This is a genomic window from Paeniglutamicibacter sp. NPDC012692 (assembly GCF_042901625.1).
Lineage (GTDB): Bacteria > Actinomycetota > Actinomycetes > Actinomycetales > Micrococcaceae > Paeniglutamicibacter.
The window spans coordinates 1-24,358 of sequence record NZ_JBIBDE010000012.1; the positions used below are offsets into that span (position 1 = coordinate 1).

14 protein-coding genes are annotated in these 24,358 nt (G+C 59.2%); 5 read left to right on the forward strand and 9 right to left on the reverse strand.

The features are described 5' to 3' along the window. Positions 1-532: 532 nt before the first annotated feature. On the reverse strand, positions 533-2,194 hold the full coding sequence (locus ACFY5D_RS21705) for a sigma-70 family RNA polymerase sigma factor (RefSeq protein ID WP_387534619.1): 1,662 nt from the start codon (positions 2,192-2,194) through the stop codon (positions 533-535). Between the two features lie 1,838 nt (positions 2,195-4,032). On the opposite strand from ACFY5D_RS21705, the gene ACFY5D_RS21710 reads away from it, so the two are divergent. Next, positions 4,033-4,308, forward strand: coding sequence for a hypothetical protein (locus ACFY5D_RS21710; RefSeq protein WP_387534620.1), 276 nt, complete (start codon positions 4,033-4,035; stop codon positions 4,306-4,308). A gap of 770 nt (positions 4,309-5,078) precedes the next feature. Here the strand turns inward: ACFY5D_RS21710 and ACFY5D_RS21715 are convergent. From ACFY5D_RS21715 to ACFY5D_RS21735, 5 genes are all read right to left on the reverse strand, one after another. Next, a complete protein-coding gene (locus ACFY5D_RS21715) occupies positions 5,079-6,296 on the reverse strand; it encodes an MFS transporter (protein ID WP_387534643.1) in 1,218 nt (405 codons plus the stop codon). A gap of 233 nt (positions 6,297-6,529) precedes the next feature. After that, positions 6,530-6,865 carry an ArsR/SmtB family transcription factor gene (locus tag ACFY5D_RS21720; protein WP_387534621.1) on the reverse strand — a complete coding sequence of 112 codons (336 nt, stop codon included), beginning with the start codon at positions 6,863-6,865 and terminating at the stop codon, positions 6,530-6,532. 555 nt (positions 6,866-7,420) lie between these two features. Next, complete coding sequence (locus ACFY5D_RS21725; RefSeq protein WP_387534623.1) at positions 7,421-9,340, reverse strand: SpaA isopeptide-forming pilin-related protein; 1,920 nt, start codon at positions 9,338-9,340, stop codon at positions 7,421-7,423. Positions 9,341-10,663: 1,323 nt separating this feature from the next. Then, the gene (locus tag ACFY5D_RS21730; protein WP_387534625.1) at positions 10,664-12,115 is read right to left on the reverse strand and encodes a cation:dicarboxylate symporter family transporter; all 1,452 of its coding nucleotides are present in this window, start codon (positions 12,113-12,115) and stop codon (positions 10,664-10,666) included. A gap of 1,257 nt (positions 12,116-13,372) precedes the next feature. Next, the gene (locus ACFY5D_RS21735; RefSeq protein WP_387534627.1) at positions 13,373-13,876 is read right to left on the reverse strand and encodes a hypothetical protein; all 504 of its coding nucleotides are present in this window, start codon (positions 13,874-13,876) and stop codon (positions 13,373-13,375) included. Positions 13,877-14,998: 1,122 nt separating this feature from the next. On the opposite strand from ACFY5D_RS21735, the gene ACFY5D_RS21740 reads away from it, so the two are divergent. From ACFY5D_RS21740 to ACFY5D_RS21750, 3 genes are all read left to right on the forward strand, one after another. Next, complete coding sequence (locus tag ACFY5D_RS21740; protein ID WP_387534629.1) at positions 14,999-15,634, forward strand: TetR/AcrR family transcriptional regulator; 636 nt, start codon at positions 14,999-15,001, stop codon at positions 15,632-15,634. 45 nt (positions 15,635-15,679) lie between these two features. Continuing rightward, positions 15,680-18,238 (forward strand): MMPL family transporter, encoded by a 2,559-nt coding sequence (locus ACFY5D_RS21745; RefSeq protein ID WP_387534631.1) that lies wholly within the window; start codon positions 15,680-15,682, stop codon positions 18,236-18,238. A 431-nt stretch (positions 18,239-18,669) separates the two neighbouring features. Continuing rightward, entirely contained in the window at positions 18,670-19,920 is a 1,251-nt protein-coding gene (locus ACFY5D_RS21750) for an MFS transporter (RefSeq protein ID WP_387534633.1), read from the forward strand. Between the two features lie 103 nt (positions 19,921-20,023). On the opposite strand, the gene ACFY5D_RS21755 is transcribed toward ACFY5D_RS21750, so the two are convergent. The 3 genes from ACFY5D_RS21755 to ACFY5D_RS21765 form a co-directional block, all read right to left on the reverse strand. Further along, the gene (locus ACFY5D_RS21755; protein ID WP_387534635.1) at positions 20,024-20,569 is read right to left on the reverse strand and encodes a GNAT family N-acetyltransferase; all 546 of its coding nucleotides are present in this window, start codon (positions 20,567-20,569) and stop codon (positions 20,024-20,026) included. Between the two features lie 362 nt (positions 20,570-20,931). Beyond that, positions 20,932-21,768 carry a PhzF family phenazine biosynthesis protein gene (locus ACFY5D_RS21760; protein WP_387534637.1) on the reverse strand — a complete coding sequence of 279 codons (837 nt, stop codon included), beginning with the start codon at positions 21,766-21,768 and terminating at the stop codon, positions 20,932-20,934. A gap of 226 nt (positions 21,769-21,994) precedes the next feature. Further along, positions 21,995-23,293 (reverse strand): MFS transporter, encoded by a 1,299-nt coding sequence (locus ACFY5D_RS21765; protein WP_387534639.1) that lies wholly within the window; start codon positions 23,291-23,293, stop codon positions 21,995-21,997. A gap of 335 nt (positions 23,294-23,628) precedes the next feature. On the opposite strand from ACFY5D_RS21765, the gene ACFY5D_RS21770 reads away from it, so the two are divergent. Then, positions 23,629-24,252, forward strand: coding sequence for a maleylpyruvate isomerase family mycothiol-dependent enzyme (locus ACFY5D_RS21770; RefSeq protein WP_387534641.1), 624 nt, complete (start codon positions 23,629-23,631; stop codon positions 24,250-24,252). Positions 24,253-24,358 lie beyond the last annotated feature (106 nt).

The following is a 24,358-nucleotide window of genomic DNA, read 5'->3' on the forward strand; positions in this document are numbered from 1 at the left end:
ACGACCATGTTATGCCCGTTGTTGCCGTGGACAGGTGTCTGCTACGAATACCCGGAGGTTCTTGCCGACGAGGGTGGCGGCTTCGACCTAGGGGGCCTGAACAGGCTTGTGGGATGCTCCCACTGCTCGATGCATCCCCCACTTCTTACCAGACGTCGAAACTGACGCTCAGAAGTCGGGTCAGGGGTCTTAGGAAGATTCGTAGGGAAACTCCCGCTAGGGGTCCGCCGCAATGGAACCCCTGGCTTTGGACGTAACCAGTCCCTTAGGAGGAATCACGTCAGCGTTTTGTGTGTGGCAGCCTTGAGTAACGAGCCGAAATTTTCATCGTCATAGGTTCACTCGAAATTCCTCCGGCGTTTGGCGATCCAACGAGGAATGCAGGAGTTCGTGGTTCTACCAGTGGACCCACTCGAAGACGGAGTCGACAACGCCAGATTCTTTCTGCAGCGCCCCGGTGCGGAACGGTGAATCCCTGGCCGCCCCTTCGTTCTTGAACAAGACCATCACAGCGACACCAGTGAGATGGTGGTTAAGGTCGAGTGAGTGCCGCCAGACATTTCTCGTAAAGTACCTGGGCCCTAGGGTCGTCACCTCCAACAATCAGTATGAGCTCACACAGCCTCCACCCCGGCACTTCGGATGGTTCGGTCACTTCCGGCGGCTCGGTCACTTCCGGTGGCTCGGTCACTTCCGGCGGCTCGGTCACTTCCGGCGGCTCGGTCACTTCCGGCGGCTCGGTCACTTCCGGCGGCTCGGTCACTTCCGGCGGCTCGGTCACTTCCGACACGGGAGCCTGCGAAGGCTGAATTTCTTCCGGAACCAAGACAGGTGGTTTTGGTTTCGGCGCCGGGGTTCCTTCTCCTGCTGACGCTTCCGGTGCTGGATCGGGAGACACTTCCTGAGCAGACGGCGATACGTGGCCTATCTCCGAGGCCCCGGGTATCGTCCCGGCATTGCCCTCGGGAACCACGGATCCAAGAGTTTGCTCTGGGCTCGGTGACGTGGCCACCTTATCCGCGTCTGGGACAGCTTGCTGCGCATCGTTTTGTTCATGTGCCGTCTTCTTTGTGGGCTCCATTTTCTCCGCAACGTCAGGGAGCCTGATGGGCTGCTCCACGGCGTCGTCCGCTTGCGCAGTGGGGCGGGGCGAAGCGATGCCGGAGATCGAGCCGGCGGCGATGGCTATGGTGGCGGCAAGGGTGAGGGCGGCCGCCACCCCCACAGCGATGGTCGCCGTGGCATGTGCGCTGACGAATCCGCTGGCCTTACCAACGACTGTCGGGCTCTTGGCGACGCTCAGCCCCGTAACGCTCTTGCCGGAGTAAGCGGCCGCGATAGTCACGGGAACCGAGCCTGCCGTGATGGCCGCAGGCAGCCCCAGCGCGGTGATTCCGCCCAGGAAGAGCGGTGCGATGACCCCCCGCATGGCCGAGTTGACCTCATCAAGCTGCAGCAGCGCGGCCGTGCATGTGGAGCATTCTGCAAGATGCCGGTCCACCTTTGCCTCGTTGCGAGGTGTGAGCTTGCCGCGGATGTAGGTGCCAAGGTGCGTCGAGGTGAACGTGCAGGTCTTCTCGGGATCATTCTGGATGTGGCACTGCAGGTAGGCTTGCCGGAGACCTTCTCGGGCCCGCACCGCCAGCGCGGAAACCCCGTTGGGGGTCAACCCAAGCAGCGGGGCCACCTCGGCCGGTTTCATGTCCTCGACCTCGAGGTGCCAGAGAACCGCTTGCCATCGCTCGGGCAATGAGCGGAAAGCATCGGCGACGATGCCGGACTCAAATTGGCTCATGACAGGATCGGCGTGATCACTTGCCTGGTCAAACATCGCAAATTCGTCCGTCAGCGACAAACGCTTTTCCTTGGTGTTGTAGGCGAAAGCGAGGTGGGAAATGACCCTGCACAAGTACGCGCGGAAAAATACCTCGGGACCGCGTCCCGTTCGCAGGATCGCAAAGACTCTCTCGAAACCCTCTGCCACCAGGTCTTCAACCTCGAAAGAGCTGTTCGAGTGACGGTATGCGGTCCCCTGGGCAGCTTGGTAATGACGGGCATAGAGCATCTCTTGTGCGCGCGCATCCCCGCTGCGTACCAAGGCAACAAGTTCCGCATCGCCCGGCTCTGTCGATGGTTTAACGGAGTCATGGTGCGTGTTGATGGTATCCCCCTGTAAATTGCATCTCGCCTTCACGATAAGCCCCTTAGTTAACAAAGAGCAGACACTGCACTGTTTATGATGCCAAATTCACATTTCTCTTGAAGATAGCGGCGTCACGATTTGCAGGGGCAGGTGTCTCAATCGGTATGAACCACACATTTCCCTTCTTAGATAGCCATGCCCGGATCGATGCGTTGCTTGTCCTGTGGCAGGAACGTTCCAGGCAGACCGGGTGGAGACGCGAGTCGGATTGGCGGTGCCGCGCCGTGCACGCGGTGGCAGCCAGCCTGGTGCAGGGGCGATCGGTAGAGGGCACCTTGAGGAGCTTGGCATCCCGGCGCGCGTTTCAAGGCGTGGGGATCGTCGAATCCCTCAACGACGTCAGGTCCCTCGAGGTTGTATGGCACGAACCGATACCGGTCCATTTTGTTGATGGGTTCCTTGAATCCTGGGTCGAAACGACAAGCTCGTTGAGCCGTGGGTTGGCGTGCGTGGATGCTGTCACCGGATTGGCGAGCCTCCAGCACTTTGAGCGTCGTGTCCTCGAGCTGACAGAAGACCCGGGGACCAACGCACCTCCCATGGTTGCCGTTTATACCCACGCCATCCACGACTTGGAAGACCCCGTGGCCTTCATGCTTTTGGCAGACATGGGGCAAGCTTGTGATGAACACATGCCCGGGTCCGTGGCCACTTATCAACGAAACCAGATGACACTGCTACTGAACGCACACAATTCTGTCGGGGAACGTTTGGCGCAATTCGGCGATGCTCTCCGCCGGGTCCTCGCCAAGTATGGAATCCCTGGCGACAGCCTGCGACTCGCAATACACCCAGTACCCCGTGAAGCGGGCGGCATTCAGGGTCTCCTTGGGACCCTATGCCCTCACACCTCGGCGACCACCTTGGGTGCCGCCAGCCCCCTAGCCCACCACCCTGGAGGAATTCGAGCGAACACATGGGGCTGAAAAACGGGGGCCGTTACCCGGCGCTGGGAACCACCAATCCGTGCCACGAATCCCGCGCCGGATCATTCTGAAGGATCACGACGCTGCATTTTCACCACGAGACGCTGGATTCCGTAAAGAAGAACACAGCAGAAAACCGCAACGACTCCGAACGCCAGCAGTGCCAACAAGCATTGCGCAATGGGTGAGTACAACGAATTCCTTTTCCAAACGATGGGCCTCGTCGTTGTGGCCGCTTCGTAGTCTAAGGCTGCGCTTCTCAGTGAGAATGACGGGACATTGCCTACGGCGCGTATGCAGTAGAAAACAATGTCGTGCTTTTGCCGTCACGAAACCTCGTCGTGGGCCTCTCTACTGATGGAGCGCGGTGGACCATCCCCATGGATTCAGCCCGCTCGATCGTGCCGCCGGTATCTAAGCTCGGGCCGTTCGATTTCGCATCCCTTCTTGGGGGAGCGGATGCGACCAATCTCATCTGTATATCGCCCCCATAGGCACTGACCATTGATGGGAGCAGGAGGCTCCGCCGTCGCGGAGCCTCCTGCTTGTTCCAGGCTTTAGATTCGGTCCCGGCCGTTCACTGCCATCCGGTTGCGCAGTGGTATCTGCCTTGGCTGTTCCTTGCCAGCTCCACAACATATGAGGAGTGAGCTCGTAAGTAGGTGAAGCATCGTACCCACGGTTGTACTTTATTTGATTGAAGGGCAAAGCAGTGTGAAGCCGTCTACAAAATACGCTCAGAATGGTACAGCAATCAATATTGGGAAAAACAGGCAAGGCCATTGAACATAGCACCCCAAGGTCAGCTCCATCGGGGCTCATGTCGCTTGCAGCTTCCGGGAACACAATTCCCTCTGCGACAAGGCACTCAGAATAGTGTGAAGTGATCGTAGTCTTGGCAACATGAACTCACATCCAGAAAAGTTCCCCATTTCCCAAGCGTTTCTCAACGCCGCGCACGCCAGCGACGATGCGTTTATCGCGGAGGTACAGATTTCCCGCCCGCTCGGGGAGTTGATAGCCATCGTCCTCGAGCACCAGCGCAGTCAGATGGAACTGATAGGCGCCACGATGGGGCGGCTAGAATCGAGGATTCAGGCAGGCTGCGAAGCGGCGGGGTTGAGCGAAACCGACTTCCAAGGTGTGAAGCTCATGTCCCCCGAGAAAACATCGGAGTGATCAAACGGAATCGACGGGGGTCCCCTATGGGCGGCAAGGATGCAGCGTGCCGCCCATAGCCGTTGATTAAATGGTCGTTCGGCAAAGCACATGCCCAAGATGGATCCGGCAATGGTCAACAGGCCACCAACCGCCCTAGACGCGAAGATGAGCCCCACCTCCCATCTGGGCGGGGCTCATCAGATTCGTAGATGCCTCTTGGGGGTGGCACCTGCAATTGCTAGCGCAGGTACTTGGGGGAAACCTGCGCCGCCGAAACCATGCCAACGCTTTCAGGAACCGGAAAATGGCCACATCTGAAGACGGAGTCCCGACGGACCGGGGGAGAAATCGGGTGTCTCCTGGAGTCCGCTTGCGGGCTGGGGTTTCGCAACTGTATGTAGTTGTCCGAGCGACACTACGCCCGAAACCATTCAATGTCTAGTGTTTATGAAGGGGTGCGCTGGGGTCGATGAAACCTACAAGAACAACACCCGCACTAGGCGACCGGGCTCCCTCCTGCAACGCAAGAGCATCGACACCTGGTCATCCCGATTGCCTTCCGAAAGAGCCCGGCTCGGCAGTTGGTCCGTACCCGAGGGCATTGACTATGGTCTACGCCGGACCCGGGTTTGTCGCCGGTTCTTGAGCGAAAAGGCCAGCACCCTCCAAATGGTCCTTTTCCTTGTTGACGGATGTTTCCGATCCATTGACCCCGGTGTCGTGCACGTTGCAGGACACCGGCGCATGACCCATACACAAATCGGAATCATCCATCCTGAAAATGGTCGCTACTGCGATCCTGCGGGCAACATCTCGGGAGCTGTCCCGGGGCCTTGGTGCACGACGTCGACCGCGAAGGCAGGGAAAATGGCTAGCCTGATCGCGATGAAAACGGCCGCGAGACCAGCAAACACTGCACCCGCGAGGGGAAGCCACTGTGGCCCTAGCACTGAGATGAACCAACCGCCGACTGCCGCTCCGAGCGTGATACCCAAATTGGAGAAGGAAATAAACAGGCTGTTGCCAAATTCGGGAGCATCTTGGGTATCGATGCCGAGCCAAGCCTGGCTGAGGATAAGCCCGCCGGAATGAACGAGTCCCCAGACAATAACAACACCGGTCATTGCGAACCCGTACGCCCCGAGCAACGCAACAACAGCGTAGAGCGCGATGTAGAGCAACGGGAAAGCAATCATGGTGCGAACGAGGTTCTTCATACGCAACGCACCGAAAACGAAGTTGCCAAAGACCATGAACACGCCGAAAGCGAGAAGCAGTGCACTCACGGCCGTCCCGGGCAGTCCAGAGACTGTACCGAGGTAGTCCGCGAAGTAGCTGAAGCCAGAGAACATGGCCGCGAAGATAAAAACGACTGTAATGATGTTGAGCCATAGCGTAGGCCTGCGCAAGATTCGCAGCTGGTCCCCATAGGAGATTGGCGAATCTGCGGGAATTGCGGGCAGATAGATCAGGAGGCCAATGAAAGCAACGGCATTGACTACCGCCGTCGCGATGAAGGCTGTTTCGACGGAGAAGCGCTCCGCGAGGAAGGAGCTAACCGGGATCCCGAACGCGAACCCGAGTGTGACACCGGCAAAGACCTTCGTAACGGCGCGGCCGGCGCCCGCCGGCGGAACCATGCTGGCCGCGGTCGTGATCGCGATAGCGAAGAAAACCGGGTGCGCGAGGGCGGGAATGACCCGGCAGATGAGGGAAACTTCGAACCGGCTACTAAGGGCCATCGCCACGTTCGCGATAGCAAAGAGCCCGATGGATGCAAGGAGGATGGACTTACGGTTCAGTCGAGAGGCGAGAAGCGTTGTGACCGGTCCCGTGATGGCGACGACGAGGGCGAAAATGCTCACCAGCCAGCCCGTGGTCGCGGCGCTCGTTCCGTACCGTTCGCTGAGCAAGGGAAGGAGACCAATTATGCCCATTTCCGTAGTGATGATCCCGAATACTCCGAGAGCAAGCATGATGATGGGCACGGCGGGTCTGGATTTCATGGGGTCCAATCGGGGAATCTTTGATGGAGTGGTAGGCAGGCCCGGCCACCAAAATTGTGGTGCCTGTCCAAGCCGGGCAAGGCCCCGGTGGCGAGGATGGGCGTCGAGTCGCTATCTCGACATATATAACTATCTAGATTTATTATGCCCACCGCTGGAGTTGCGTTGAAGTTGGTCTGAGTTGTCGAGGGTGAAGCGCGTGGAGCGCAGTTGAGCGTTCCTCGGGGCCGGGGTTAGAGTTCGCGGCGCACAATGTCGGCGAACGCCGCGATCGATCTCTCGTTCCGCCGGTAGTAGGTCCATTTGCCAAGTCGCTCGGAGATGAGCAGCCCGGCCCGCTGGAGGGTGATGAGGTAGCCGGAGATGACCGACTGGGCCAGCCCGGTCTTGGCTTGGATGTCACCAACGCAAACGCCGGCGGAGATGTCGAGTCCGCGTTCACTGTAGCGTTCCGCGTCGAAATACGCGGCAGGATCCTTGAGCCACTGCAGGATCTGTCGCCGAGTTTCATTCGAGAGCGCTTTGTAGACAAGCTCGATGTTCGGAGGTGTCCAGATAGTCGCATTCATGTATCTAGATTTACAGATATGTTGGATAGGAGCAAGTTGCCGCGACTCGGTCCCATCCTCTATATGGGACCGGAATGGCTCTGTCGGTACCTGCCGATCACAACTCGGGCTCGGTGGTTCCTGGGATCACTGAGCATTCCCCGACTCGAGTTTCTCGACCGTGGCAGTTTGCACGAGCGGGCGCCTGGCAGGGGATCCGTCGGCACTCGACGCGCCCAGCAACACCGGCACGTACCTGGCCGGAGCCCGCTCCATCCAACGGAAAGCAAGGGCCGCGGCCACCTTTACATTGCCCCGGAGCGAATTGCTGGAATGTTGCAGCAGCATAACGCAAAGGTTGAACCCACCGCCCCGAAATGTGACGACCCCTGCGGGCCGTCCTGATTCTGCCGCTTAGGCGGCCGCAGTGTCCCATTTCGGTCGTCTAAGCGTCAATCCCACAGGAGAAGCGTGGCCACCTCGGATGAGAACCGAGATGGCCACCTGTGAGCAAAACCGGCGTACGTGTTGTCGGGATCTTCTCTGATCGGTACGGTCCCGGCACGGGAAATGGCGCTAGCCGTGTTTGCGCTGGTTACGCATTCTCAACAATCCAAAGCCGCTCAATAGCAGCACAACAGCGGTGACAACCAAACCAATTACAGCGACACCGGTGCTCGCCAACCCTCCGGGGCTGGAATGCTCTGGATTCGGCGAGGCCGACGGGGCGAGCGTTTGGTCTGATTCCGATGGTTCTGGTGCCAGATTCTGCGTGGATTCAGATGGCTCCGGCGCGGGCTCCGGATTCACACCGGGTGTGGGGTCGGGAGTCTCGATCGGCGGAAGAGTTGGATTGGGCGGTGTCGGGCTGTTTTCGATGGCACCAAAGCTCGCAGACAGGTTTTCATCATCGAGGATGATCGTGAAGGTATCCTCGGCCATGTCGTATCCTTCAGGGGCTTTGGTTTCCTTCAGCGTGTATGATCCCAGCGGCAGGTCGACGACCTTTATCGCTCCGTCGGTATCGTCCACGTCGCGGGTGCCGTTGTCGATAACCTCGAGCGTCTTCCCGTCAGGGCCGACTAGATCCCATTCAGAATCGCCGAGGGCCTTTCCCTCGGGGCCTACCTTCGTCCAGGTCGCTTCACCCAGTGGAGATGTTGCGGGCTGGGCGTCATTCGTCAGTGTCAACGTGACCCCAGTCGTAGCAGATGGGGTGACATCGTATGTGCCATCAGGGTTGCGTAGGACGCCTTCGCCGACCAGAGTCCAGTCTCCCCATGTAAGACCAGCGATCTGTGGGAAATTGATCTCTTCGACAACGAAAGTGGAACCCAGTGGAACACGGTCGCTCTTGACTGGCTGCCCCACAGACACCGTCATGATCTTCGCTTCCGCCGAAGAACCCTTGACGAGGTAGCGAATCGAGAATGTAGCGTCCTTGGCCAGGTCTGCCGCCTGACCATTCAGTTCTTTGGTGATGGTGAAACGGGTGAATTCTTTGCCCGTGCCGGTGCCGCCGCCGTTGGATTCAACGCGGAACACCGAGTTGGTCTCCTTGGCCCCCACCGTGGCTTTGTTACCGAAGACATCGCCTTCGAGGACCATCCCGTCGGCTTTGGTTACATACTGCAAGCGATAGGTGTTGGCTTGCGCAGGCAGCTCGGTTGCGATGAAGTCGAAGGACTTCATGTCGGCGCCCCAGGCCAGGCTGTAGTGGCTAGGGGCGACGATCTGCCAGGTGCCCACCAGCTGACCGTTTTCGACGGGGCGCTGGAGGAGCATAAGCTCGCCCGTGTAGTGGTGGTTCTCTTGTGTGGGATCAAGATGATCCTCGACGGTGAAAGATCCATCTTTCACCGAGCTGGAAGGAATGCCCACTGTCCAAACGAAGCGGCCTTCTTCGTCGGTGGCTCCGCCGTATTTGTACGGGTTTCCCGGTTCAGTGAGGTCTTCGGGAATGATGCCGCCTTCGCCAGGAAGGTCCACAATGACTATTTCGTTTCCAACCTCGAAGCCGACAGTTTCTTCGGTGGTGGACTTGTGAACCTGCACGCTCATCCAGAACGAACCGCCGACGCTCTCCAAACCGCCCACCGCCTCTGTCAGAGTGCACACGACCTGAGGCCCGGTTCCTTGGCTCACCGTGCACAGGGCCATCACGTCTCCGGTGTCGGGATCGGTTATGGCGAAGTTCCCGTTGCCCCAGCGCGCCAACTCATCCGGCAGGGTCATGCCGAAAGAGTCCCCCGCTTTTGATCCGTTGGGGACGGCCCAATCCGCGATGATCTTTACGGAGCTCCATTGCTGCAGGGGGCCGGCGCTTCCGTCTTCCTGTTCCAGCTGGATGTTTGAAATCGCGTGGGGATGCGTGACCTCCGGGGCCGCGGCGCTTGCTGTTGAAACCAAGCCCAGGAGGCCGCCGAAGGCAACGATCGAGGCAAGCACGCCGACGATCACCCGCGTTGGTGTTCGGATATGCTGTCTTTTCTTCATTTTTCCTACCTTGCAATCGGGACAACGAACACCGGGAAGCGATCATCCGCGCCAACAAGCCAACTCATGCAGCCCCCAAGGCTGTGCCGAGTTGCGGCACACTGGATTCGCTCCCCGGAGCCTCTCGGTCGTTCTTCATGGCGAACGCAGACTTCACTCCCCTGCGTAAAGCCTGTCGATCACACCCAAACCCGCGGCGCATGATCGAAAACCAACGAAGAAAGTGATCCGCGTGTGAGGCCTTTCCCTTTTTGAGAGTCCCTCTCACGGTTTTCATGACGCAGAAACGCGCAGAAGTGAAATACTCCACGTCGGATGCCTTGATAGACGGCTACCGTCATGCGGCTGAGTCTCACATCCCAGGTTGCGCTCACGTCCCCGAGGCTCCCTGCGCGCTACGGGCAGGCACCCAAGTGGAAAGGAAAGATGATCACAGCGACGGTGACATCCGGACGACATGCAGTATGCCTATGCCGCCTCCATGTCATTGAGGCCGATGCCATCGGGTAGGCGCTCAAGCAAAGCTGGATGATCCCCGCGATCCGTTTGCGTGCAGTCCCTGGGAGAAGGAGGCGACCACTATCTGAACAAATTGTTCGAGCCCGACACCGCTTCAGGAAACCGAATACAAGCAGCTACGTCGTGGAACGGCAAGGGACCAGCCCTGGTAGGGGAGGACTGGTCCCTATACGAACAACTGGGACACCAGCGACCTAGGGGTGCCGCGGATGCCAGCAGATATCGAAGCATCCCCCAAGGACACCCCGAAATGAAACTTGCACGAGATTTGAGGCTGGGCAAGTCGCATCGTGAGTCAGTTCAAACCTCACATATCCCCAGAGCCGCCGGCAAGCAGATCATGACGCGAAACATCGATACCACTTTAAGGCAAAGGAATTCCAGGGTGACTTCATCAAAACCACTCGAACTGGGTGGCTCCCGCAGTGGAACGACCGCAAGAGATGACAACGGCTGGACTGAGCCTAGCTGACGGAGTTGTCCTGGTTCCTCCAACGAAGTGTTACTCACGAGCTGTCTACCCCGTGAGGGGAGCCATTCCGGGATCTGTCCCTCTGATCGGAAAGGAGTCTCTCAAGTTGAACGGCAACAGCGCGTGCCAATGGAGTGTCACCATTCTGGGCCAGGAGATCGAACGCTGACGGCGGGTAACCGAAGGAACGAAACAGCCCCCGTCACGTATCTGCGCTTCCGGCACGGTAGCAACGAAAAGATGGCTCGGGCAACAGCTTCCCCTAGCTGTTGCCCGAGCCATCCACCGTTCCGGGTCCCTTTCCGTGGCGGCGTACGTAGATACGAGCCCGTTTACGAGTGGGAGCGCACTTCGATTTCGGGGAACGGGTCGGGAGAGTGTCCGCCGCCGAACTTTGGCGAAGGGTCTTGTCCTGCTGCGAGGCGGGCTTCTTCCGCTTGGGCGAACTCTTCTTCTTTGCCTAGCATTCTGGCGGAATCTTCGTTCGTGATTTCTCCGGCGAATGCGCGCTTCATAACCTCGCGGTCAAATTGCCCCTCCCATGTAGCGACGACAAAAGTCGCTACGCAATTTCCTAGCAGGTTCACCGCGACGCGCATCGCGTCCATGATTCTGTCTGCTCCCAGGAGGAGCGCCACTCCCGCCACGGGGAAGATTCCCAATGCTGCGGCGGTAGCCGAGAGCGCGAGGAAGGAAGAACCGGGAACCCCGGCCATTCCCTTGGAGGTCAGCAACAGAACTCCAAGCGCGGCCAGCTGCTGGCCAAAGCTTAGGTTGTGTCCGAACGCCTGGGCAAGGAACAACAGGGAGATCGAAAGGTAAATTGCCGCACCATCCAGGTTGAAGGAGTATCCGGTGGGGACTACCAAGCCCGTGGTAGCTCGGGAGCAACCTGCATTCGTCAGCTTCGTCATGATCCGAGGCATGACCGACTCCGTTGAGGCGGTTCCCAATGCAAGAAGGAATTCCTCGCGCGTGTACTTAATGAACTGCCATAACGGAACGCGCGCAAATACCCAGGCGATGATGAAGAGAACGCCGATGAAGAGTATCGCCGCAACGTAGCAAGCAACAATGAGCTTTGCGTATGTTCCAAGAGTGCCGATACCGTACTGCCCGATAATGAACCCCATGGCCCCGAAAGCACCCAACGGTGCCACCTTCATGACCCAGCTCATGATCTTGAAAATGAGTTCCAGGATGACTTCGAAAATACTTAGCAAGGGGGCGCATCGCTTCTGGCCAACCACCACGATCGACGCCCCGAAAAAGACGGCGAAGAACAACACTTGCAGGAGGTTGTTCTCTGCAAAGGCCCCAATCACGCTGACGGGAATGATGCCAAGTATGAAATCTGCTGCGCCCTTGGCCGCGCCGGCTTTTTCCTCGATGGACGAGTTGTCCAAGGTTGTCGGATCAATGTTCAACCCGGCACCCGGTTGCATGATATTGCCAATGATCAGGCCGAATATCAAGGCAAATACGGTCGCGCCAGTGAAGTACAACAGCGCCTTAACGCCAACCCTGCCTACTGCCTTGACATCGCCCACGGCTGCAATTCCGGTGACGATGACCAGGAATATCAATGGCGCGATGATCATCTTGATCAGCATGATGAAACCGTCGCCCAAGGGCCTGAGCTGTGAGCCAATTGTCGGCCAGAAATGACCGATCAGCACTCCCGCCACGACCGCGACTCCAAGCTGGAAGAATAGAGACTTATAGAACCGCTGCTTGCGTACCGGCTTGGCCGGCACAAAATCCTCTGTTGCGGTGAACTTCATGGCTGCTCCTGATATTGAATACATCCGAGATGTGTGCCACATCACTTGACTACTCAAAGATAGGGGCACCCCACAATTTCCGCAAGGAAAGAATGACATTTCACGATGCGGAAACATGTTGAAATTCTGTCGCTTTGCCCCCGGCGAGCCAGATGTAGGTGTTATGAAACCGCATTGGGCGCAGTTTCCCATAGGCCCGTGACACCAAGACGGTTCGGACAGCCCCGTGACGGCCTGCTGGATCTCAGTAGCCATAGTTTTGCCGTGAAGCAGTTCGGTTGCACGATCAACGTCTGACCAATGCCGGATACATGAACTTCGGGCAGTAGGCGACGTTATCCTCGGCACGCATTAGCAGAGTTCCCAACGACGAGCCTTCCCGCTGCTTTCGGCACTGCCCGACGCCCATTTGACGGAGATTCGAAAGCGCTCGGGAAATAACCCGCCCGGGAGCCCCCGTGTGGCCTCTGCTCAAACCTCGGTCCGCGCTCTCGCCGTTCCGGATGCAATATGTGGAAACTATGCCAAGAGCCGCGTCTGAGCTCAATGCGGACAGGCGTTTTCGCATCAACAACCATCAGGCCTGGGCCGGCAACAGCCGATAGTCCCAGACCCGAAGAGCACAACGATTCACTGAGCGTTGACCGATCTCCCATAATGAACCTTCAAGACCGGCCTGGAGGCCAGCCGCATCGAATCCCATGCCGATGTCCCGCATAATCAAGATCATTGAGACTTCTCAATGGCAAGCAGCTACAACCTTGGCTAACCTCTAACCTTTTGCAGCGCACGACGAATCTCGTCATCGAAAGCAGCATTGGACAGTTTCCTTTGATGCTCGACTTCTCGTCGGAGAATTTCTCGCCTCCGAACCCAGCGCGACCGTACCTTTAGAGCCGCCGCAAACAACATTGCCGCGCACACGACAACCAAGGCGATCTGCCATTCAAACAGTGTCACCAGAACTCCCATCCCTCTTGTGTCTACTATGGGGGACGTTCCTGCCACTGGATCATGACGCCAAGAGCCCGGCAAATTTTCTGTTGATAGATGTCGTCGTCCACATACGGCGCAGGCGAGTCGGCAATCACCGCTTCCAAAATAAGGGCAGGCGCCAACTGAAACGACTTCAGCGCATAAATACCTCGATGACCGACGACAGGCACACATAGTAGGAACCTTGGTTTGTGCCGCCTGCCGTTCGATCCCTTTCCACGGGACGCCATGTACATGACGGCAGGGGTCGCAGGAGTGGTACTAGCCCTCACCAAGGGCCTTTGAGAGGGTCGCGTTGGGATGCACATCCAAGTATTCCCGCAACAGATCGAACGATTGGCCCTTGTCGTCACCGAACTTCGCGAGAACACCGGTCGCCAGTAACAGCCACGAAAGGACGCTAGCTCCGATTTTGCCCGCGATAGCCGGAGACATAAGTATCGACTCAGTCAGCCGGTAGCCGGAACCATCTGGTTCCATCCCCAACCGGACACGCGGGCGTATCCCTCGTTGCTTACCTCGAAATTCCATCACGGAACCTGGTACATGCTTCGTGATCGTCCAAGAAACGACGTCGAACTCGCATTCTTCACCGTGCTGCTCATCCCAGGCGCTACCCGCGGCGAGCACGAATCCCGTGCCCGGGACGAAGGTGGTCTTGTGTTCCGCATAGTCATTCGATATCGATGGATCCGCGAAAGCGGCCCAAATAATCTCGGGGTCTCCTTCAAAGTACCCCGAATTGCTGAACGAGCTGTAACCCATGTGTTTCCCTCACCGATAGACCGAGCATTTGGAAATTCCGGAAGCCGGATACCCCCTTCAAAACCATCCAGCAAAGCCGCATGACGCACTCAAACGGACGTTCCGCTCGTTTGGAGCGGTACGGCATTCGTTGCGCGAAACTCTACTAGGAATCGTGCCCGTGCCCTTGTCACACTGAGGCGTAAGACCCGCGCAGCCGGCCGTGCCCCGACGGTTGGACACCAGCCCCTCACCCCTGCACGCCAGAAGACCGGATGCAACAAGATCCATTTGAGGACTTCCAGAACGGTTTGGAAGGTCAAGACGAATCCGGGCTGGTATTGGCGCGAACCGTCAAAAGACCATGCGGTTCTGGCAGCATCCGTTTTCACGACCAGACTGCGGTTGAATCCAAGAGAAATCAAGTCCGCAAGCTCCCGACCCAGGGAACACCTACAAATCAACAACGCTCCCCCACACTTCCTACCGGTCTTCCCGCGGACGGGCCCAGGCATAATCTTCTTCAAAGTGTTCCGACGCAAGAATTCGCAGCATTGGATATCAGTGAAAACGCACTAGATGCAAGTACTCAAGGCACCTGCATCAGGAGTTTGTGGCTAGCCTCGTCGACGCGTTTCGCTATGGTCGGCCGCGGACAGAATCCAGCAGTCGTGCTCAAGAGCAACGAGCGCTCTCGAGCACGACTGCTGGAGAGCTACCTCATGATTGTCGCGTGTTGGCGCCGATTCCTCCTTGGCGCAGGCGGCCCAGAGTGAGTGCAGCCAGTGCAGCTGCATGATCCCCGAGGACCCCGTCGTCGAACTGGACAGCTGGCGAATGGTTGTAGGTCGCTTGGCTGGGATCCACCTCCTTCGGAGCCGCGAGCTGGCAGAAGAAGCCGGTTGGCACTTCACGGGCCACGAATGAGAATTACTCGAAGCCTCTGCCCTGCTCTCGATGACCACATACGAGCCGGCTCTGGGCTCAGCTCCATCAATCATTCAAGTCCGCGTCCTGAGATGAAGTCATTTGCTACTCGGTCCCGAGCCCAAAGCACCGGCTCGGGCCTCATCCACGGAAAGGACAGTCGCACCACCTTGGAACAACTTGCACTAAATGCAACCATGCACTTAGTGTAATCAGGTGAGTGAAAATGTGCAGGCGATCGACCGCCGCTCTGAAATCAAGGCAAAGCATCGCCGTTCCATCGTCAAGGCCGCCGCCTCCATCATGCGCAGCCGCCTGACCAGCGACTTTACGGTCGACGAGTTGGCACGCGAGGCGGATGTCTCGCGTCGAACCATTTTCAATCACTTCGCGTCCCTCGATGACGTGGTGGTCGAGGCCTGCGCCATTGAGCTCGAGTCCTTCGTGGAACAGCTAGCCTCGGCCCCGCCCACAGACCCCAGCGCCCGGCATTCGATCTTCGACGAATTGGCGGAAGCCGTCCGGAGCACCGACCTGATTTCGCCCTTGGTCCACCTAACCCAAATCATGGGTGTCGATTCTGAGCTTTCCCCTCGCCAGGCACTCGTATGCGCCCGCACGCTAACCGAAATCAGCCAACGGCTCGTCACGGAAATGTGCCGCAGGCACCCTGAGGCAGACGCCCTGACCATCAACCTGATGGTCAGTTCTATGACCAACGGCCTAGTGGTGATGTATTTCCACTTTTTGTCCACCTGCGGAGCCGTGGTCTCCACCGAATCCAGGGAACTCTGGGACCAACTTCTGGAACGACTCATTGAGCCGCTCCGCACCGGATTTGGCACGCCCTAATACCAGCGCGCCATTCTGACCCCGTAAAATGAATGTGAAGGACCCATGGCAGAATTTCTATATCGTCTTGGACGAAGCTCAGCCCGTCACGCACGAAAAATCATCGCAATATGGTTTGCAGTACTCTTGGCCGCCGGTGCGGCCTTTACGCTAGGCGGCGGAACGCTGTCCAACGCCATGACCATCCCTGGAACCCCCACTGCCGAGGTTACCGAGAAACTTGCCGAAAAGTTCCCCGAAGCATCAGGCGGAACCGGAAACATCGTGGCCCAGACCGCCAACGGCCGGGCATTTACCGCGGCGCAGGAACAAGCCATTCGAGCGATTATCGCCGAGACGACGGACATTGGCGGGGTTGAAACCGCAATCGATCCGTTTGCCTCCGAAGCCGACCGTGCCAAACAGCTAGCTGCCATCGACGACGGCAGGAAACAGATTCTTCACGCCAGGGACCAACTTGAAGCGGGCGCCAAGCAGCTGGAAGCTGCGGAAGGCAAGCTAAGGACCGGGCACAAGGAGCTAGACAAAGCCATCGCTCAAGCCAAGGCAGCAGGCCTGTATGAATCTGCCAAAGCTCGGTTTGATGCACAACAAGAACAACTTGATGTCGGATCCGCGAAGCTAAAGAAACAGCGCCAGACGATTGAAGAAAACGCCTCGGAATTGAATCAGCAGGAGGCCGCTGTCGAACACGGTGCCTCCTTGCTCAAGATGGCCACGGAGATTCGAACAGTCTCCAAGGACCGCGGAGCCGCGATCATCACCATCGTCTTCACAGACGCACAGATGGATGTAGCCCAAGAAACCAAAGATGCGCTGGTCGCATCCTTTGAAAACAACCCGGTGAACGGGGTGAGATTCGACTACTCCTCAGAGGTAACCCAGGGAACCCCCAGCATTTTCGGTGCGAGTGAAGTTATCGGCTTGATCGTAGCGGGGGTGGTGCTGGTGCTCATGCTCGGCACGCTTGTGGGAGCCGGTCTGCCCCTGTTGACCGCCCTTGTCGGCGTGGCCATCAGCGCCTTGGGTGCAATGTCTCTGTCAAGCGTGTTGGAGATGTCCTCGGTGACGCCCATGCTCGGGTTGATGCTGGGACTAGCCGTGGGCATCGACTATTCGCTGTTCATCGTCAACCGGCACCGAAACCAGCTCAAGGAGGGATACTCCGTTGGCGAGTCGATCGCGCTGGCCAACGGAACCTCCGGCAACGCAGTGGTGTTCGCCGGAGCCACGGTCTTCATCGCCCTCCTGGCCCTTAACGTCACCCGCATACCGTTCCTCGGGCTCATGGGCAGCGTGGGCGCGGCAAGCGTCCTGGTCGCCGTTTTGGTTGCAGTCACGCTCACGCCGGCCCTGTTGTCGTTGGCGGGCAAAAAGATTCTCAGCCGCAAGGAACGTGCCCGTCTGATCCGCGGAAAGACCGCTGTCTTCCCCGCACCAACCAAGCGCGCCGCACGCCAGATGTCCACCGCCAAAGCGATTGGTACGGTCGTCACCTCGATCGCTTTGCTGCTGGTACTTGCCGTCCCGGCACTGGACCTGAGACTGAACCTACCTGATGGTTCCGCAGAGGCCCATGACACGACCCAATATCGAGCCTACTCTGCGGTTTCCGAGCACTTTGGGGAGGGACAGAACGGACCCCTACTGGTAGTCGCTAGTCTTCCGACCACCACCAGCGAACAAGAAGCGTCGACCTATCAGCGCGAAATCGCCGAGTCGCTGTTTGCTCAGAACGATGTTGTAGCGGTGGCACCGGTCGGCACTTCAACGGACCGCACGGTGGCAGCCTTCCAAGTCATCCCGGCGGACGGTCCCACGAGCGTTTCCACTGAGGAACTGGTTCACACGCTGCGCGGGATGTCCCCGCTGAATGGCACCTTTGAAATCGGAGTGGCCGGCTCCGCCAGTGGCAACGTGGATATCTCCGAGAAGCTCGCCCAGAAGCTGCCTGTCTACCTGAGCGTGGTGGTGGGCCTATCGCTGCTGATCCTGATTTTGGTATTCCGTTCAATCTTTGTACCGGCCATCGCGACGCTCGGCTTTATCCTGTCCTACTTTGCCGCGCTCGGCGGCGTGGTGGCGATTTACCAGTGGGGCTGGTTCGCCAATTTCTTTGGCGTCGCTACCCCGGGACCAGTTCTAAATTTCCTGCCAACGTTGTTGGCAGGCATCCTGTTCGGACTAGCCATGGATTATCAATTGTTCATTGGCTCGGGGATGCGCGAGGCGTTCGTCCACGGAATCCCGTCTAGGCTGGCCGTGGTCCATGGATTGCGCGCAGGCCGCGCGGTGGTTTCCGCCGCGGCGATCATCATGATTTCGGTCTTCGGCGGATTCGTTTTCTCTCACAGTGCGATGGTCCGGCCGATTGGATTTGCTCTGGCCTTCGGCGTGCTGATTGATGCCTTCGTTGTGCGCATGTTGCTGATTCCAGCCCTGATGCACCTAGCCGGGGACAAAGCATGGTGGTTGCCGAAGTGGCTGAACCGAATACTGCCGGATATCGATGTTGAGGGCGCGTCACTTGAGCGTCGTCACCCGCACGCAGTCCCCGCTGCGGAGCCCGCGGAGAGCGGCACGTTGCAGGCAGATCGCGTGTAGCCCGGTACGCCCACCTGACAGGGGAGTTCCCCTATCTGGTCAATCGCTCTCAGAATCACCAGAGGTTTGAAAGCACAAGAATCCCGCCGGGGCATCGCTACCGGCGGGATTCTTTCACGCTGGGAACAACCACTACAACCCCAGATGCCCAGGCAGGCACGCACAATCCCCGGCCCTAACGCATGCCGCTTAGAGTAACAAGACCTGTTAAACATAAGGTGAGACCGCAAATCATCCTCCATCGAACACGACTCTAGGGAAATCAGCGTCGCCCGGCCCGCCATCTATTCGCACTTAGCCAAACCATTGACGGCGATCGTCCCGTGAATGCCCCCAGGTGAGGTGCGAAGGAATACATGAGCGCCCTCGGGAGTTGCAGCTCCCGAGGGCGGACCGCGATCAGCTGCTGCCATCTACCTATAAGGAAACCTATGCCTGAAACGACAATCCGTCGGCTCGAGTCCGCTCAAACGGCGACTTCCAGAGAGCGTGTGCCGGCAACAATTTGGCTCATAGCGGGTGGCATTTTCGCGATGGTCACCAGCGAGTTCATGGCCGCCGGGCTGCTGCCCGGCATTGCCGACAGCGTTGGTGTTTCGATCGGTGCTGCGGCCCTGCTGATTTCCGGGTTCGCCGCCGGCCAGGTCCTCGGGCCCTGGCTGCTTGGCATGCCCTTGTCGCGCTTCGGACCTCGCATGGTCCTCGCCGGGCTCCTTGTGGCCTTCGCGGTGGCGCAGGTGATCGGCGTCATCTCCCCGTGGACGGTGATGCTCTCCATGCGCGTGGTTTCGGGAGCGTTGATGTCGGCCTATTTCGCGATTGCCTTGGGCACCGCAACGCGGCTGGTTCCCGGTGCCGCCCAACCGCGGGCAACGGCCACGATCTTCGCAGGGGTAACGATCGGAACAGCACTCGGTCTGCCGCTGGCTACGTTCGCCGGCCAGGCCGTCACTTGGCAGTGGGCATTCCACATTGACTCCATCGCGGTGCTGGCAGCGGCCGCCGCGATCTTTATCTTCGTTCCGTCCATCGTCGGCGCCCCGACGCTCCCTGTTCGGCTGATGCTGCGCCCGCTCGCAAATCGTCGCTTGTGGCTGACCCTCGCGACGGCCGGTCTCTCGATCGGAGGGACGCTCCTAGGTTTCGCTTTCTTCCCCACCATCCTCGAACGGGTCACTGGGGTTGAACCAATTCTCGTGCCCTGGCTGCTTGCCCTCTACGGCGCCGCCTCGGTGCTGGGCAACTGGGCGGTGGGGCGGTTGACGTCCCGCGGCCCTGCCCGGGTGCTCACCATCGGCCTGATCGTTCTCGCCGCCGGTCTGCTCGCGTTCTGGGCGGCACCGACCTCGTTGCCGGTCGTGATCCTGGCGATGATCGCCATCGGAGCCAGTGGCGTGTCACTGAACTCCGCACATGCTGCGCGCACCATCGCGGCCGGCGGTCAACACCCGGCCATCATGTCGATGCTCCCCACCGTGGTCACCGGAGGCATCCTCTTGGGAACCTCGCTGGGCAGCATTGTGGTGGACTCCGGCCTTGGCCTGCTTGCACCGCTCTGGATCGGCGCGCTTTTCGCACTTGCAGCACTCCTGACGCTCATCCCGGATGCACTCGACAAGAGCAGGGCGACGATCCTGGACCAAGCCGCCACTCCTGAGCCCGCACCAGGCCCGATGGCCTAACCTTCACTTGGCGACTCGCGAGCGGGCTCTCCGGCGCGGCGCTCCGGGCCGCATAAGCCTACGCGTGCCCGCGCGGATGGGCACGCGTTCGTCTCCGGTGGGGTCAGGCGCGGTCGTTCGCGAGCATCCCGAAGATTGCCGTGTCGGTCCATTCGTTCTTGCTCCACCAGTTTTGGCGAAGATGTGCCTCGTGCCGCATGCCGGCCCTGCGTGCTAGTTTGGCCGAGGCCGTGTTGCGCCCGTCCATCTGCGCGGCGACTCGATGAACACGGTAGTGATCGAACGCCAGATCGAGGGCGGCTCTAACCGCTTCCGTGGCAAGGCCTCTGCCGCCGTGGTCCGGGTCGAGCACCCACCCGATTTCTGCGGAACGTCGTTCCCGGTCGGTGAACCATAGCAGCACATCGCCGACGGGCGTTTGGTCGTGCTCGATGACGAGGGCGAGCGCTCCGGTGTCGCCGTCGAGATCGGTTTTGGGGATGCGCTCGCTTGTTTTCTTGCGGGCGACCTCCGCAGTCCACGGGTCGTCCAGGAGATAACGTGCAACCTCGGGGCGGGAGTAGACATGCAGCAACCAGGCGGCGTCGGCTTCGGCATGCGGTCGGAGGGCCAGCCGAGAAGTGCGGTGTGGAAAGACCAGCGAATTCATCACCATCAAGAGACTAGTGGGCTTTCGTGTTCTTTGCCGTATCACTTCAAGAACCCCGTGACCTCTGGTATTGCGTGAGCCTGCTCTGCGTAAGTGGAACGGCTACTGGGACGCAACAAGCCTGGCGATATGGCGAATCACGGCTATTCACTACTAAAACCACGCAGGAAAGCGCGGAAATGATCGCTTGCCGACTTTTTCGTTGCTGGTCCACCATGGCCTTGACCGATGATTTGGGGCGCATATTCCCGCGACGACGCCCGCTAGAACCAGTGTGTAGAACCGCCCGCGGTGAGGTTGCGGGTGACTCTATCTGGGTTGGAAGAGCCCTGATTTCGTTCCAGGAAGGACACGGCTGGCTGTTAGAGGTTGACTTCGCCTCGGATGCAACTCGTGACATCCCCGCCAACCCAGATCTCGCCGTCCCCAACGGCGACATGCACCCGACCTTGGTACCCGATGGCAGTTCCCTGGGCGGCAACATAGTGCCGATCCGCAATCCCGGTATCAGTCATCCACTGCGCCAGTCCCGCATTGAGGCTTCCGGTGACGGGGTCTTCCCACACCGGATCCCCGCCCAGGAAAGCGCGCACTTCGAACTGAATATCATGCCCGGGCACGTGCGGTCCGACGACGCCGATGGAGAGTGACCCCAGATCCATCGGATCCGGGTTCAATGAGAGTACCTCTTGCGCGGTGGAAAGTCTGACACCAATCCATTCCGGGCCGTTGACCAGCCACGAGGTGTCAAGGATGTGCCCCCAGGGCACCCCCAATGCCGCGGCGACTCGGTGTACCAGCGACTCCTCGACGGGGCCATAGCGGGTCAAACGCGGTGCCGCGAAGGCAAACCGCTGGTTCTCCACACGCACAGTAACCAGTCCCGCACCACATTCCTGAACGATGGTTCCGTTGTTCTTGGGTACCCCTCCGGACTCAAGCCACGCAAAGGCCGATCCCAGGGTCGGGTGGCCAGCGAAAGGGAACTCCTGGGTGGCGGAGAAGATCCGCAGCCGGTAATCGGCGGCAGGATCCGTTGGTTGAAGAAGAAACGTCGTTTCGGCCAAGTTCGTCCACTTTGCGAAGCGTTGCATCTGGTCTCCCGTCAGCCCGTCGGCATCATGAACGACGGCCAAGGGGTTGCCGAGGTAGGGCGTCGGGGAAAAGACGTCGACTTCACTGTATTTGCGCATGGTCACTGCACCAACCTAGCAGCCGACGGGTACCCCGCACCCAGGTCACCGGCACGCCAGTGCCTTCGGCCGCAGGGATCGCATCAGTTTGGGTACCGCGCTTGGTTTGCGGCTGTGTCCGATGTCGGGTACGGCTTTCAACGCTAAATGTCGCAACCCTGAACGCAATGACTCTCGGTTCACACTGTTTCGCAGGGGAACCCTCACTGGGACGGTCGCATCGGCGGAGAGCCTAGGTCGAGCCTTCACCTTTGGCTCCCCTCATAAGCAAGTCCGGAAGCAGGGGATCACCCCCCTCGGTCATGGATTCATCGACGAGCTGTCCCAGCCTCAATTGGCGAATGGAAGGCAGAACGAGCGGCAGCAGTGCCGCGACAACGAGAATCCCCGACATGGTGCCCACCATTGCGGAATTGCTGACGTACCCGCTGAGCACCCCGAACAGTACATAACCAATCGGTACGGGAAGTAGCTGCCCAAAGGTGCTGATCGAAGACAACCGTGACTGCAAACCCTCCGGAATTTGCTCCTGAAAGAACGCCGACCAGGACACGATCGAGATATCGAGGGCAATGCCCGCCAGGACGGCCGCACCGACGATCACCCAGAGCGAGGCAACAACAGCCAGGGCCACCAGCGGCAGCGCCTGGGCCGCCAAACAGAGGGACACCGTGAGGCCCACCCGCTGGGGTCGAACCGCCACGGCGACCAGCGAGCCTCCGACCAAACCGAAAGCAAAGCCACCGCTGATCAATCCCCACGCGAATGCCCCGCCGAGAGACGAGTGGGAAACAACCGGTCCGAAGAGCTGGAATCCCACCAGCCACATGAGGACCGTGATGGTGGACTGCGCCACCATGATGACGTACCAACGCCGGGCGCTGAACTCCTTCCAGCCTTCTCGGAAGGCTGAAAGGGCAGAAGCCTTGCTCTTGATCGGCTGGGGCAAGCGGATCGAAGTAAGAAAAAACACCGACAAGAGAAAGGTGCAAGCGTTGAATGCCAGTGCCCAGCCCGGGCCGATCAGGGCGACCACCAGACCACCAAGGGCGGGGCCGAGCACCTTTGCGACATTCAAGGGAAGGCGTAATACCGCGTTCGCGGCCACCCGTAGTTCCGGGGGAACGAGCTGGACGATTGATCCCTGGGACGCGGGCTGGAAAAAGGCCGATGCCACACCCAAGAGAAAGACGGAGGTGGCCAGCATCCATAGCTCGGCCACACCGGTCAGAATCAGGATGGCCATGGCCACCTGAACGACGCCGGAAACAGCGTTCGCAAGGACCATGACCCGGTCGCGCCGGCCCCTATCGCCCAGCACACCCCCGACGAGTAGCAGGAGAACCTGGGGAGCGATGTTGAGGGCAAGGATGAATCCCAGCCATTCGACCCCGCCGCCTGCTTCGAGGGCCGCAAACGCGACGGCGATCGGGGCCGCGGCCGAACCGAGTGACGAAATTACCCGTCCTGTCCAGAAGCTTCGAAACTGCCGGTGACGCAGCACGACCGAGGCTTCCTTGATGCTATTCATGGTTCAGCTGGCTCCCACTCGTGGCTTGGCGTCGTAGGTCACAGACTATGCCAGTGTCCCGGGGCTGGATGGGCCTTGACACTCAAGACTGGAGTAAACCAACACATGATCAAAGGAGGCTGTCATGATTCTGCGCGTCGTAAGCGGAATGCTCACCGGGATTGTCCAAGGTTTGGTCTCTGCCGAGCGGAGCCCGGTGGACGGACACCAATGCAAGACACAGCCGTTCTTGGGCGCGGCAGTGGCCGGCTCTTCGTTGCCCCATCGGTGAAGATGGATGAGCGGGCGGGTTCATGGCCTGCAAACGTGTGGCCAAGTGAAAGGTTGATGTATCTGTGAATCTTGAAAGCAATCCGGAGCGTGCATCCCAACTCTGCAGCGAAGCGCAGGCACGTTTGATGAGCCGTGCGGAACGTCTGACAGAGCGTGAAATCCGTTCGCCGAGCCTTCTGCCCGGTTGGACCATTGGGCATGTCCTGACTCATCTGGCTCGCAACGCCGATGCGCACGCTCGTCGCCTCTTTGGCGCCCTTAATGGGCAGGATGTTCCGAAGTACGTAAGTGGCGAGGATCAGCGTCGGCGGGAGATCGAGGACGGAGCCGAAAGATCGTTCAATGAGATCATCGCCGACCTTGGGACCAGCATGTCGCACCTGGAAGAGGTTTTCGTTCTGTCCGCCGCTGCAGGATGGCCCAATGGGCATTTCCTCGGTGGAGGGCACTACGGTGCAGCGGGCTGTCCAGCGCACAGGCTACGTGAAGTGGAAATGCACCATGTCGACCTGGGGCTTGGATACACGCCTTTGGACTGGCCGGATGAGTATGTCGCCTGGGATCTGCCGGTATTGCTGTCCACGGTTCCCGAGCGAATCGGTTCATCCGCTGAACGACGCTCGTTTATGGCGTGGCTTGCCGGACGCGGACCGCTGGACGCGGAGATCACTGTAGCTCCTTGGTGAGCCACAAGACCAACCTTGGGTTCTTGCGGTGACTGCAACACTTAGCGAATGGGTGTTGACATGGGAAAATATTCAATCCTTTACCGACCAGATCTTCTGCAGGTCT

Bases quoted from the DNA above. Each gene is read 5' to 3' on its own strand.
- ACFY5D_RS21710 (WP_387534620.1), top strand. From the start codon at position 4,033: ATGAACTCACATCCAGAAAAGTTCCCCATTTCCCAAGCGTTTCTCAAC.
- ACFY5D_RS21715 (WP_387534643.1), bottom strand. From the start codon at position 6,296: ATGAAATCCAGACCCGCCGTGCCCATCATCATGCTTGCTCTCGGAGTA.
- ACFY5D_RS21720 (WP_387534621.1), bottom strand. From the start codon at position 6,865: ATGAATGCGACTATCTGGACACCTCCGAACATCGAGCTTGTCTACAAA.
- ACFY5D_RS21725 (WP_387534623.1), bottom strand. From the start codon at position 9,340: ATGAAGAAAAGACAGCATATCCGAACACCAACGCGGGTGATCGTCGGC.
- ACFY5D_RS21730 (WP_387534625.1), bottom strand. From the start codon at position 12,115: ATGAAGTTCACCGCAACAGAGGATTTTGTGCCGGCCAAGCCGGTACGC.
- ACFY5D_RS21735 (WP_387534627.1), bottom strand. From the start codon at position 13,876: ATGGGTTACAGCTCGTTCAGCAATTCGGGGTACTTTGAAGGAGACCCC.
- ACFY5D_RS21745 (WP_387534631.1), top strand. From the start codon at position 15,680: ATGGCAGAATTTCTATATCGTCTTGGACGAAGCTCAGCCCGTCACGCA.
- ACFY5D_RS21750 (WP_387534633.1), top strand. From the start codon at position 18,670: ATGCCTGAAACGACAATCCGTCGGCTCGAGTCCGCTCAAACGGCGACT.
- ACFY5D_RS21755 (WP_387534635.1), bottom strand. From the start codon at position 20,569: ATGAATTCGCTGGTCTTTCCACACCGCACTTCTCGGCTGGCCCTCCGA.
- ACFY5D_RS21765 (WP_387534639.1), bottom strand. From the start codon at position 23,293: ATGAATAGCATCAAGGAAGCCTCGGTCGTGCTGCGTCACCGGCAGTTT.